Consider the following 11,893-nt stretch of genomic DNA (forward strand, 5'->3'; position numbering starts at 1 on the left):
ACACACAGGGCCCGCACATGGAGTCCACACGCAGCTTCCGCCGCCGGCCGACCGGTCCGGGCGGACCCGGCCGGAGGGTCCCGACCCCGATGGCGCCTACCCGGCGACGCTCGTGCCACACTCGGAACATGCGCGTGTACCTCGGCTCGGACCATGCCGGCTATGAACTCAAGAACCACCTCGTCGAGTGGCTCACGGCCCAGGGCCACGAGGCCGTCGACTGTGGCCCCCACGTCTACGACGCCCAGGACGACTACCCGCCGTTCTGCCTGCGTGCCGCCGAGAAGACGGCCGCGGACCCGGACAGCCTCGGCATCGTGATCGGCGGCTCCGGCAACGGCGAGCAGATCGCCGCCAACAAGGTCAAGGGCGTGCGCGCCGCACTCGCCTGGAGCGAGCAGACCGCCGCGCTCGGCCGCGAACACAACAACGCCAATGTGGTCGCCATCGGTGGCCGGATGCACTCGGTGGAGGAGTCCACCAAGTTCGTCGAGATCTTCCTCGCCACTCCGTACTCGGGTGAGGAGCGTCACACCCGTCGCATCGAGATGCTGACGGCGTACGAGACGACCGGCGAGCTCCCCCCGATCCCGGCCCACCACCCGCAGCAGGGCTGACCGGCCTCCACCCCCGTGCCGCCGGTGCTCCCGGCGGCACCGTCGTTTCCCCGCGTCACCCCGTCGCCGCGTCCCCACGTCCCTACGTCACCGAGGAGAGTCGCCGCCGTGCCCGAGGGACACACGATCCACCGCCTCGCGGCGGACCACCGGGACAGGTTCGCCGGGCGGCCGGTGCGGGTGAGCAGCCCGCAGGGCAAGTTCTCCGACAGCGCCGCGCTGCTGGACGGCCGCACGTTCACCGGCGTCGACGCCCACGGCAAGCACCTCTTCCTCGGTTTCGAGGGCGCCGGCTGGGTCCACATCCACCTGGGTCTCTTCGGCAAGCTCGGCTTCGGTACGACCCCGGCCCCGCCGCCCACCGACACCGTCCGGCTGCGCCTGGTGACCGACGGCCACCACGCGGATCTGCGCGGCCCCACCACGTGCGCGCTGATCACCGACCCCGAGAAGCGCGCGATACACGACCGCCTCGGCCCGGACCCGCTGCGGACCGACGAGGACGGCGAGCGGGCCTGGCGGCGGATCTCCCGCAGCCGTATCACCGTCGCGGCGCTGCTGATGGACCAGAAGGTCATCGCGGGGGTCGGCAACGTCTACCGCGCGGAGGTGCTGTTCCGGCACGGGATCGACCCGTACCGCCTGGGCAGGGACCTCACGCGGGCGGAGTGGGGCGCGGTCTGGGCCGACCTGGTGGTGCTGATGCGCGAGGGCGTACGGAACAACCGGATCGACACGGTCCGCCCCGAGCACATGCCGGAGGCGATGGGGCGTCCGCCGCGCGTCGACGACCACGGCGGCGAGGTGTACGTGTACCGCAGGGCCCGGCATGCCTGTCACATCTGCGGCGGCGAGATCCGCACCGCCGACCTCGCCGCCCGCAACCTCTTCTGGTGCCCGGGCTGCCAGAAGGCCTAGAGAGCTCCTAGAACCCCCGCGGCAGCCACGGCGCCGTGTCGGACAGGAACGCCGGCGACGCCTCCGCCAGCGCGCCCGCCCGCAGCTCCCGTACCCGCCCGGCCAGCCCCAGCGAACTCAGCGACTCGCCGCCCAGATACGCCGAGCCCAACTCCCGTACCGAGAGCGCCAGATCGGCCGCGTCATCGGTCCGCCGGCACAAAGCGGCGCCCTTCTCGTCGGCCGTGAGCCGCCAACGCCCCGCGTTCCAGGGGCAGAACGCGTCCTCCACCTCGAACACCACGTCCAGCGGGCCCCGGTACGACCGGGCCTCCAGCGCCGCCCCCAGCTCCACCAGGCGCACATGGAGCGAATCGCGGACCCGGATGTTGCACCGCCGCACGTCCGACACCAGGTGCAGCACCGCGTCGTCGACCGGCCGGTTCCGGGCCACGATCGTCGTCATCAGGTCGATGTCGAAGACGAACCGCCACAGCGCCGCGTACGCCGCCGGGTCCAGGGCGGCCAGGTCGTTGACCACGACGGTGCCCTTGGGGCCGGCCGGCTCCCACTCCGGCTTGATGTGGTACGTCACATTGCCGACGATCTCCCCGTCCCGCTCCGCCAGCACGCACTGCTGCGCCGAGGAGCCCTGCCGACTGGAGACCGGGTCGACCATGGGCTTGCGCTCCCAGCCGGGCCCGTGGGCCGGGACGCCGGGACGGCCGGAGACCAGCTGCTCGTACACGCTCTCGCACGCCGCCATCGCCTCGTCCGGCTTCGCGTGGCGCAGCCGCACCTCGTCCGTGCCCGGCGGCACGTCCAGCCGGATCCGGTCCTTATCGATCGTCAGGGACATCTGCCGCGAGGCGGCGCCGTAGCCGAACCGGCCGTAGATCACCGGTTCCGAGGCCGTCAGTACGGCGATCGGCTCGCCCAGCGCGCGGATGTCGTCCAGCTGCCGGCGCATCATCGAGGTCAGCAGCCCGCGCCTGCGGTGGGTGGATGCGACGCTCACCATCGTGATCGCGGCGGCGGGCACCAGCGCCCCGCCCGGCACCGCGACCCGGAAGCTGAACGCCCCCGCCGTGCCGACCACGTCGTCACCGTCCCAGATGCCGAGTGACCGCTCGTGCTCGGTCAGCTGCTCGAACAGCTCGCGCTCCTCGGGAGTCTCCGGGTCCCCGCCGAACGCCAGCTCCAGACACTTGAACCATTGGTTCCATTCGGACGGTTGCAACACGCGAAGCTCAGTAGTCATGGGCCATGCCTATCAGGGGCATGGCGCCCGGTCGACCCGATTTCGAACGCATTGTCACGGGGTCCCCCTGCACCGGAGGCGGCCGGGTAGATAAGGTCCCCGCAATGGCCCGTCGCGCAGGAGCAGACTCGTACCCGGCCCGATTTCGGAAATCGGCGCACCGGGCACGCATCGCGCTGCGCAAATCCGGCGTCGACTACTTCCGCGGCGACGGATCGGACTGGATCGCACTGGCCGGTCTGCTGCTCACCATTCCGGCCATCACCTGCGCCACCCTGATGAATCCGGTGTGGTGCTCACCGGCCGCGCTCGTCCTGCCGATCGTCGCGGGCGGCCTGCTGCTGCGGCCGGCCAGCCTGCTGGGCCTGTACGCGACCGCCGCCACGGCCCTGATCGTGGAGTCGGTCGCACTGGGGCCGTACGGCGACGGCCCGGCCCGGGTGACCCCCGGCATCGTCCTGGTGGTCGCGGCCTGCGGCTTCTTCGGGCTGGTCCTCGCCCAGTTCCGGGCCAGGGTCGGGGTGCCGTGGCGACGCGGCGGCACCATGCTCTTCGACCTGCGCGAACGCATCAGGGTGCAGAGCGCCCTGCCCCGGCTGCCGCAGGGCTGGCACCGCGAGATGGCACTGCGCCCGGCGGGCGGTCAGTCCTTCTCCGGTGACTTCGTCGTTGCCGCCCGTACCAACGGCGGACGGACCCTGGAGGCCGTACTCACCGATGTCTCCGGCAAGGGCATGGACGCGGGCTCCCGCGCCCTGCTGCTGTCCGGCGCCTTCGGCGGCCTCCTCGGTTCGCTGCCCCCGCACGGCTTCCTCCCGGCGGCCAACGGCTATCTGCTGCGCCAGGACTGGGACGAGGGTTTCGCCACCTCGATCCATCTGGTCCTGGACCTCGAATCGGGCGACTACGAACTCCTCTCGGCGGGTCACCCGCCGGCCCTGCAGCTCCACTCGGGCAGTGGCCAGTGGGAGGAGAAGGTCGCGGAGGGCCCGCTGCTCGGGGTGTACGACGGGGCGCAGTTCGACGCGGTGAAGGGCTCGTTGGCCCCCGGCGACGTGCTGATGCTGTTCACGGACGGCCTGGTGGAGGCGTCCGACCGTGATATCGCGGAGGGCATCGACCGGCTGACCGGTGAGGCCGACCGCTATGTCGCCACCGGTTTCGAGGGCGCGGCCTGGCATCTGATCGAGGCATGCGCCAAGGACGTCAACGACGACCGGGCGCTGCTGCTGTTGTCGCGCAAATCCTGAACCATATGCAAACGGCATGAACCGGACATGCGTCAACGGGGATTGGTCCGTCACCGGAACGTGGGCGTCGACGTGTCCGGGTGCGAGGTGGGCCCCCGAGTCCGGACACGCCGGCTGTCGTCTCAGGCCGGGGCCGGGACCGAGGCATGCCCGGCGCCGCTGCCGCTGTCACTGTCTTCACCCCGGCCTCGCCCGCCCGGCAGGATGCGGGCCAGCCAGTGCGACCTTCCGGCGGCCAGCGGTGCGAGGACCGCGAGGACGAGTACGTATCCGGCGATGAACGGGGAGAGCCGTTCGTCCAGCCCCGCGGCCGCCGCCATCGTGGCGAGGATCAGGGCGAACTCGCCACGGGCCACCAGTGTGGTGGAGATGTTCGCCGTGGCCTGCGGGCCGAACGCGTACACCTTGGCGGCGGCAAGTCCGGCGAGGACATTCATGGCGAGGGTCACCGCGACGGCGGCCAGCACCGGCCACAGGACGGTCGGCAGATCGCCCGGGTTGATGGAGAGGCCGAAGGCGAAGAAGAAGATCGCACCGAAGGCGTCACGCAGCGGGTGGACCAGCTTGAGAATGCGCGTGCCGGAGGACGTACTGCCGAGCATCAGGCCGACCATGAAGGCGCCGATCGCGTCCGCGACCCCGAACCACTCCGAGACGCCCGCCACGAAGACCGCGGCGCCGAGGAAGGAGATGACGAGGAGCTCGTCGTCACGGGTGTTGATCAGCTTGCCGATGACCTTGGTGCCGAACCGGGCGGCCAGGGCGAGCAGCAGCAGGAAGCCGAAGGCCTTTCCGCCGTCGACCGCCGCGGCGGAGAGGCTGTCGGCGCCCGACAGGATCGGCTGGAGGGCGGCCAGATAGAGGGCGAGGAACACGTCCTCGACGACGATGATGCCGAGGATCGGTTTGGTCTCCGGATTGCCGATACGGCCCAGGTCGACCAGGACCTTGGTGACGATGGCCGACGACGAGATGCCGAGCACGCCGGCGAGGACCAGAGCTTCGGACGTGCCCCAGCCCAGCGCGAAGCCGAAGCCGAGCCCGGCGCCGACGTTCAGGGCGAGATAGGTGCCACCGGCGAGCGCCATCTTGCGGCCGCCGGCCTTGAGGTCGTCGAGATGGAATTCGAGGCCGAGGTAGAAGAGCAGCAGAACCAGGCCGAGTGCCGAGAGCATCTCCAGGTCGTGCGGGTCGGCGACGAGCACGATGCCGGGCGTGTGCGGGCCGAGCAGGATTCCGGCCAGGATGAACAGGGGGATGGTCGGCAGTCCGATGCGGCTGCCGACGCGGGCGAGAACGGCGGCGGCGAGGAAGGCGCCGCCCATGGCGATGAGCGTGTCTGCGTGTCCGATGAGCCTGATCCTTCGATGGGTCAAGAGAGCGTCAAGAAATCGTCAGTAATTAGTTTACCGAACGATTGACGTTGAAACTATGACCGCTCTGTATCCCCCTCTGTACCCCTTCTGAATCCGCCGGGGTGCTCCCCGCGGTGGCCCCCGAGGTCTGCCTGCCCCCGGAACCACCTGGGGTTTGCCCCACCCCCGATCCGCCAGCAGCCGCCATGGTCCGGACCCGCTGGTGATCCGTACGTTCGAGGTATCGGCCGGACGACCGGCCGACGAACAACGGAAGGCGGACACCATGGGGCTGCGACGCACCAAGCAGGGCGCGCAGGACAGGCAGTACACGGCGGACATCCACCAGGGGCCCGGCCCCTCGGACCTTGCCGTGGAACTGCGAGGCGTCCGCAGGCAGTACGGCCGCGGCGGCTGTGCCGTCCACGCCCTGAGGGGCATCGACCTCGCCCTCCCGCGCGCCAGTTTCACCGCCGTCATGGGCCCCTCCGGCTCGGGAAAGTCGACCTTCCTGCAGTGCGCGGCCGGACTCGACCGCCCCACCGAAGGCTCCGTACGCCTCGGCGGCACCGAGATCACCGGCATGAGCGAGAACCGGCTCACCGAGCTGCGCCGCACCCGCCTCGGCTTCGTCTTCCAGGCCTTCAATCTGCTCCCGTCCCTCACGGTCGAGCAGAACGTCGTCCTGCCCATGCGCCTGGCCGGACAGCGCACCGGCTCCGCCCGCAGCCGCCGCGCAGCCGCCGAGATGCTCACCCGGGTCGGCCTCGGCGACAAGGGTGCGCGCCGCCCCGGCCAGCTCTCCGGCGGCCAGCAGCAGCGCGTCGCCGTCGCCCGCGCCCTGGTCACCCGGCCCGATGTGATCTTCGCCGACGAGCCGACCGGCGCCCTCGACACCACCACCGCCGCCGAGATCCTCGCCCTGCTCCGCAACGCGGTGGACAGCCTCGGCGCCACCGTCGTGATGGTCACCCACGACCCGGCCGCCGCCGCCTACGCCGACCAGGTGCTCTTCCTCGCCGACGGCGCGATCGCCGGCAGCCTGCCGCGCGCCGGCGCCGCACAGATCGCCGCCCGGATGACCGCGCTGACCGCGCGCACCGCCCCCGCCCACGCAGGAGCAGCAGCCTGATGTTCACCCCGCACATCCCGAACGGCCTCGCCCGCGCGGCCGTCCGCTTCAAACCCTCGTCGTTCGTCGGGACCTTCGTCGCGCTCCTGCTGGCCGCGGCCGTCGTCTCCGCCTGCGGCATCCTGACGGAGACCAGCCTGCGCGCCTCCGTACCCGCGGACCGCTACGCGAAGGCCCCCGTGGTGGTCGCCGCCGACCAGAAGATCCATCTGAAGTCCGGCAGCGGCGACAGCGCGGAGGAGACCGACGTACTCCTCCCGGACACCGCACGGCTGCCCGAATCCCTGGTGGCGAAGGCCGCCTCGGCACCCGGCGCGGCCACCGCGATCGGGGACGTCGGCTACTCCGTACGACACGACAACACCCCCCTCACCGCGCACGGCTGGGGCTCCACCGCCCTCACCGGCACGCGGCTGGTCACCGGCACCGCGCCCCGGACCGGCGAGGCCGTCGTCCCGGCCGGCACCGAGAGCCGGGTCGGCGACACCGTCACCCTCGACACACCCGCCGGCGTACGGGAGTTCCGGGTGTCGGGCACCACCGCCACCGACGCCACCGTCTGGTTCGCCGACCGGCAGGCCGTACAGCTCTCCGGCCACCCCGGCCGGGTCGACGCCATCGCCGTGCTCGCCGACCGCGGCATCGCCACCGACACCCTCGCCGGCCAGGTCCGCGAGGCCGTCGGCCACACCGCGACCGCCCGGGTCCACACCGGTGACGACCGGGGTGCCGTCGAGACCCCGGCCCTCGCGGGTACCAAGGAACTCCTCCTCGGACTCGGCCTCTCCTTCGGCGGCGTCGCCACCATGGTCGCCGTCTTCACCGCCGCCGGCACGGTCGCCCTCTCCGTGGGCCAGCGCAGCCGCGAGTTCGCCCTGCTGCGCGCCATCGGGGCCACCCCGCGCCAGCTGCGCCGCACCATCGCCACCGAGTCCCTGCTCGTCGCCCCGCTCGCCGGAGCGCTCGGCTGCCTGCCCGGGGCCGCCCTGGCCAAGTGGTGGTTCGGGCAATTGCAGGACCGGGGAGCGGTCCTCGACAGCGTCGCCCTGCACATCTCCTGGCTGCCGCTGACCATCGCGGCCGCCACCACCATGCTCACCGCGCTCGGCGCCGGCTACCTCGCCGCACGGCGCCCCGCCAAGCTGAAGCCGGGACTCGCCCTCGCCCAGACAGCCGTGGAACGCGCCGCGTTCGGCGTGATCCGCACCCCGCTCGGCATCGCCGCCCTCGTCGGCGGCGCGGTCCTCGCCGGAGTCGCGGCCTCCTCGTCCGGCGACGACTCGGCGAACGCCGCCCTCGGCGTCGTCATGCTCTTCATGGTCGCGGTCGGGCTGCTCGGCCCGGTGATCGCCCGGATCTGCGCCGCCGTCATCGGCCTCCCGCTGCGCGCCGCCGGCGCGTCGGGCTCACTGGCCGCCGCCAACTCCCGTACCAACTCCCGCCGGCTGGCCTCCGCGATCACCCCGATCGTGCTCGCCATGGCCTTCTCGTCGACGCTCGTCTTCATGCAGACCAGCCAGGAACGGGTGACCGCACACCAGCAGCGCGACGCGATCACCGCCGACCACATCGTCACCGCCCCGGCGGGACTCGGCTCCGACGCGACCGAACGGGCCGCCGCCACCCCCGGCGTCTCCACCGCGGTCGGGCTGCTCCGCGGCTCCGTTCTGGTGCCCGGCGGCGGGGGCGTGCAGCTGCAGAGCGCCCCCGTCCAGGGCGTCATCGGCTCCGGCGAGGAGCTCGCCGAGGTCCAGGACCTCGACGTCAGGACCGGCTCCCTCACCGGTCTGCGGCCCGGGACCGTCGCCGTCGACACCACGCTCGCCGACACGGCGGACCTGCGCACCGGAGACCGGCTCGCCCTGCGGCTGCCGGATGGCACCAAGGCGAACCCGAAGGTCGTCGCGGTCTACGGACGCGGCCTCGGCACCAGCCTCCTCACCTTCCCCGCGGCCGACCTGAAGACCCACATGACCTCGCCGTACGCCACCGACATCCTGGTACGGGCCACCCCCGCCGCCGCCCGGAAGCTCACCGCGCTCGGCACCGTCACCGACTCCTCCGGCTACGCCGCGGCCCAGGACAAGGACCGCGAGCTCAACGCCTGGGCCAACACCGTCATGGCCGCGGTCCTCGGCGGATTCGCCGCGATCGCCGCCGTCAACACCCTGGTGATGACCGTCCTCGACCGCCGCCGCGAACTGACCATGCTGCGCCTGGTCGGCTCCACCCGCAGTCAGGTCATGGGCATGATCCGCTGGGAGGCGCTGCTGGTCACGGTGGCCGGCGCCGCGCTCGGCACCGGCATCGCCATGGCCACGCTCTTCCCGATGATGCGGGGCCTGACCGGCGAGTCGCCGTACATCCCGCCGGTCCTGTACGGGAGCTTCGTCGCCGCGACCGTCGGCCTCGGCCTCCTCGCCATGGTCGTCCCGGCCCGCGCCGCCCTGCGCGGAACGGAAGCCCGTTCGTAGAGTCGGACCATGACCGAGCCGCACGCACACCTGACCCTGGCCGAAGTCGAGGCGATCGCCCGCGAGGCCCACGCCGAGCAGCGGGACAAGGCGGGACGCCCGTACACCGAACACCTCGCCGCCGTCGCCGAGGGGGTACGGACCAGGGGCGGCAGCGACGAACAGATCGCCGCGGCCTGGCTGCACGACGCCGTCGAGGACGACGCGCTGTCGGAGGAATGGCTGGCCGGCGCCGCGCTGCCTCAGGAGGTCAAGGACATGGTCCTCGCCGTCACCAAACGTGACGGCGAGGACCTCGGTTCGTACACCCGGCGCATCCTCGACACCCCGGGCGCCCTGCTGATCAAGGAGTCCGACCTGGCACACAACGCCGACCCGGCCCGCCTCGCCGTGCTGGAACCGGCGACCCGTACCCGACTGGCCGAGAAGTATGCGCAGGTACGGGGGTTGCTCGGGCTCACCCTGGGCGAATCGCCCGTCGAGCAATCGGTTCAAGCCAACACGGCGAAGGACTGATCCACTCGGATCAGAGTCTGGACGCGGCGCGCCGGAACGCCCAGTTCATGTCCGGCTCGGTCACCGGGCGCAGCACCCGCCGTACCGGCGGCGTACACATCAGCGTCACCGCACCGGCCGCGACCAGTGAGTCGAGGACCAGGCCGCCGGGCGTCGAGAGCCATGCGTAGGTGTCGAACACCCCGGCGTATCCGGCGCCCTTGATCAGGAATCCGTGCAGCAGATAGCCGCAGATCGTTCCGGAGCCGAGCACGGTGAACCACATGTGGCGGCGCGGCACCCAGGACAGGAACCCGATGGTGAGCAGCAGCGCACAGCCGAACATCGCCAGCGTCATCACGGCACCGGACCACCACGGGGCGCCCATCTCGGGCGCGCTGTTGCTGCGGTAGAACCAGCCCAGCTGCATCCGCGGCGCCGCCCAGTACGCGAACAGCAGGGCCCCGGCGAACAGCGGGAGCGCCAGCATCCGCACCTCACGCCGGCGGACCAGTTGGAAATGCTCGGGCTTCAGCTGGAGTCCCAGCACGAAGAACGGCAGGAACTGCAGAACACGCTGGAGATCGAGATCGTCACCGATCGCCGGGGAGAAAGAGGCGAGCACGGCGATGAAGAGCGCCACGGGAAGTGGATGGCGCAGCGCCTGCCACAGCGGTGTGGTGATCCGCCAGATGAACAGCGCGATCAGGAACCAGGTGAGATACCAGGGGTCGGTCAGGCTGATCGGCTGATCGGGCGAGTCGTCCGCGTACCGCTTGAACAGTGAATACGCCGTCTCGAACACCACATAGGGCACGGCGACGCCGGTGACCAGGCGTTTTACCTTGGCGGCGGACATGTCGAACGAGCGGGAGAAATAGCCGGAGATGATGATGAACGCCGGCATGTGAAAGGTGTACGCCACCATGTACAGCGCACGGGCGGTCCGGCTGCCGTCCATCACCGGTTCCCACGAGTGCGCCACCGCGACGAGCACGATGGCCAGATATTTGACGTTGTCGAAGTAGGCGTCACGCTTCTTCGCCTGCGCAGCGGCCGGAGGCTTGTTCGCCACCGGTCCGGGGGGTGCCGCGGTGGCAGTCATCGTCCCTTGGCGTCTGGGCTCCGACTCCCGGGTCGCCGGTGGGAGCGGGGCCCTCTGAAATACGTTCGGAGCGTGGAACATCTAAAGCACCTTAGACGCCACGATTGCAATTCGTAAAACCGCCCAGAGATATTGCATGTCCGCGTCCAATCAAAAGCGAAACCGCCAAAAACCGCCCACTATGCCCGACTTCATCCCCCTTAAATGGGGCATATCGTCAAGCGGTTGGGGGGGATGAATTTCATCGCACTGGAGCCTTGGAATTGCATGTGAATGAAGTGTGTGGATATGGGAACCGTCACATTCGCAAGCTGTTGTGATTATTTGATTCACAGGTCACTCGCAGATGTGCAGAGCCTTGGCGGGGCCCTGTGTCACCCCTTGTGCGGCCGTGCGCCCCCGGGCGCACGCGGGGCGCAAGGATGGCGCGATCCCGTCCGTTCGATCCGTCACCTGGCAGCGACCACGGGGGAGTTGGTGGCACGATGGACGGAACGGAGGAGTGCTCGGCCGCACACCTCCGGGCCGGCAAGGCGGACCGACCAAGGGTGTGATCAGTTGTGGCCATTTCACTGTCTGTGGTGCTGATGTTGGCGATCATCCTGGTGGTCCTGATCCGAGGCGGCTCCATCAAGGCCGGACCCGCGATCGTCGCGGTGCTCTTCGGCTTCTTCCTGGCATCGACCGGCATGGCTCCGTCGATAAACAGGTTCATGAACTCGATAGCGGAGACCATCAACCAGATCACCTTCTGATCCGGCCGGGCCGGCGCCCGCGCTCCGGCGCGAGAGGCCCGGCCAGGACGCGGGCAGGACGCAGCCGGAACGCAAAGGGCCCGGTCCGACGAGGAATTCGTCGGACCGGGCCCAAGCATGGAGCGGGCGACGGGAATCGAACCCGCGTAGCTAGTTTGGAAGACTAGGGCTCTACCATTGAGCTACGCCCGCAAGCACCGCACCGCAGGTCCGGGGACCGGCGGCAACGAGAAGCATCCTAGCGGGTCGCGGGCGCTGCCCGCACACCCGATTGCGGTCACCCGGTGTCGCGTTCGGTGCCGCCCGCGGAAAGCGGCTGATGCACTGCCCGTCTGCATGTACCCTACGTGTCGCACCGACGGGGTGTGGCGCAGCTTGGTAGCGCGTCCGCTTTGGGAGCGGAAGGTCGTCGGTTCGAATCCGGCCACCCCGACCATCGGCAAGATCGCAGACCACCGGCAGCATTGTGGGAGTCCGTCTCCTTGCCGTTACTATGCAAAATGCGTGCCCGTGTGTCTGATGTACCGGGCTCGGTCCGCGAAGCCGCCTCCC

10 protein-coding genes and 2 tRNA genes are annotated in these 11,893 nt (G+C 70.5%); 8 read left to right on the forward strand and 4 right to left on the reverse strand.

Features of this window, described 5'->3' with window-relative positions; genetic code table 11:
• The first annotated feature begins 128 nt into the window (after positions 1 to 128).
• On the forward strand, positions 129 to 617 hold the full coding sequence (locus NRF20_RS30145) for a ribose-5-phosphate isomerase (RefSeq protein ID WP_266361515.1): 489 nt from the start codon (positions 129 to 131) through the stop codon (positions 615 to 617).
• 108 nt (positions 618 to 725) lie between these two features.
• Entirely contained in the window at positions 726 to 1,535 is an 810-nt protein-coding gene (locus NRF20_RS30150; RefSeq protein WP_413753657.1) for an Fpg/Nei family DNA glycosylase, read from the forward strand.
• A 7-nt stretch (positions 1,536 to 1,542) separates the two neighbouring features.
• Here the strand turns inward: NRF20_RS30150 and NRF20_RS30155 are convergent, their stop codons facing one another.
• Positions 1,543 to 2,775 carry a GNAT family N-acetyltransferase gene (locus NRF20_RS30155; RefSeq protein WP_413753658.1) on the reverse strand — a complete coding sequence of 411 codons (1,233 nt, stop codon included), beginning with the start codon at positions 2,773 to 2,775 and terminating at the stop codon, positions 1,543 to 1,545.
• 104 nt (positions 2,776 to 2,879) lie between these two features.
• Between NRF20_RS30155 and NRF20_RS30160 the strand changes: the two genes are divergently transcribed.
• On the forward strand, positions 2,880 to 4,025 hold the full coding sequence (locus NRF20_RS30160) for a PP2C family protein-serine/threonine phosphatase (protein ID WP_266361518.1): 1,146 nt from the start codon (positions 2,880 to 2,882) through the stop codon (positions 4,023 to 4,025).
• 122 nt (positions 4,026 to 4,147) lie between these two features.
• Here NRF20_RS30160 and NRF20_RS30165 read toward each other — a convergent pair whose 3' ends face one another.
• Positions 4,148 to 5,350: a cation:proton antiporter gene (locus tag NRF20_RS30165; RefSeq protein ID WP_398628730.1), complete on the reverse strand. Its 1,203-nt coding sequence runs from the start codon at positions 5,348 to 5,350 to the stop codon at positions 4,148 to 4,150.
• 316 nt (positions 5,351 to 5,666) lie between these two features.
• Between NRF20_RS30165 and NRF20_RS30170 the strand changes: the two genes are divergently transcribed.
• Genes NRF20_RS30170 through NRF20_RS30180 form a run of 3 tightly spaced genes read left to right on the forward strand, consistent with a single transcriptional unit; the run spans position 5,667 to position 9,502 of the window.
• On the forward strand, positions 5,667 to 6,512 hold the full coding sequence (locus tag NRF20_RS30170; RefSeq protein WP_266365599.1) for an ABC transporter ATP-binding protein: 846 nt from the start codon (positions 5,667 to 5,669) through the stop codon (positions 6,510 to 6,512).
• Positions 6,512 to 8,986, forward strand: coding sequence for an FtsX-like permease family protein (locus NRF20_RS30175; RefSeq protein ID WP_413753659.1), 2,475 nt, complete (start codon positions 6,512 to 6,514; stop codon positions 8,984 to 8,986). The genes NRF20_RS30170 and NRF20_RS30175 overlap by 1 nt, the downstream gene beginning before the upstream one ends.
• Positions 8,987 to 8,995: 9 nt before the next feature.
• Positions 8,996 to 9,502 (forward strand): HD domain-containing protein, encoded by a 507-nt coding sequence (locus tag NRF20_RS30180; RefSeq protein WP_398628728.1) that lies wholly within the window; start codon positions 8,996 to 8,998, stop codon positions 9,500 to 9,502.
• A gap of 10 nt (positions 9,503 to 9,512) precedes the next feature.
• Here NRF20_RS30180 and NRF20_RS30185 read toward each other — a convergent pair whose 3' ends face one another.
• The gene (locus NRF20_RS30185; RefSeq protein ID WP_398628727.1) at positions 9,513 to 10,667 is read right to left on the reverse strand and encodes an acyltransferase family protein; all 1,155 of its coding nucleotides are present in this window, start codon (positions 10,665 to 10,667) and stop codon (positions 9,513 to 9,515) included.
• 479 nt (positions 10,668 to 11,146) lie between these two features.
• Here NRF20_RS30185 and NRF20_RS30190 point away from each other — a divergent pair, with 479 nt between their 5' ends.
• Positions 11,147 to 11,341 carry a hypothetical protein gene (locus NRF20_RS30190; protein ID WP_266361523.1) on the forward strand — a complete coding sequence of 65 codons (195 nt, stop codon included), beginning with the start codon at positions 11,147 to 11,149 and terminating at the stop codon, positions 11,339 to 11,341.
• Between the two features lie 118 nt (positions 11,342 to 11,459).
• On the opposite strand, the gene NRF20_RS30195 is transcribed toward NRF20_RS30190, so the two are convergent.
• Positions 11,460 to 11,533 (reverse strand) — tRNA-Gly (locus NRF20_RS30195).
• Positions 11,534 to 11,700: 167 nt separating this feature from the next.
• On the opposite strand from NRF20_RS30195, the gene NRF20_RS30200 reads away from it, so the two are divergent.
• Positions 11,701 to 11,777: transfer RNA gene (locus tag NRF20_RS30200), tRNA-Pro, on the forward strand.
• Positions 11,778 to 11,893 lie beyond the last annotated feature (116 nt).

Source organism: Streptomyces sp. R-74717 (genome assembly GCF_047305335.1).
In the GTDB taxonomy this organism is placed as follows: domain Bacteria; phylum Actinomycetota; class Actinomycetes; order Streptomycetales; family Streptomycetaceae; genus Streptomyces; species Streptomyces atratus.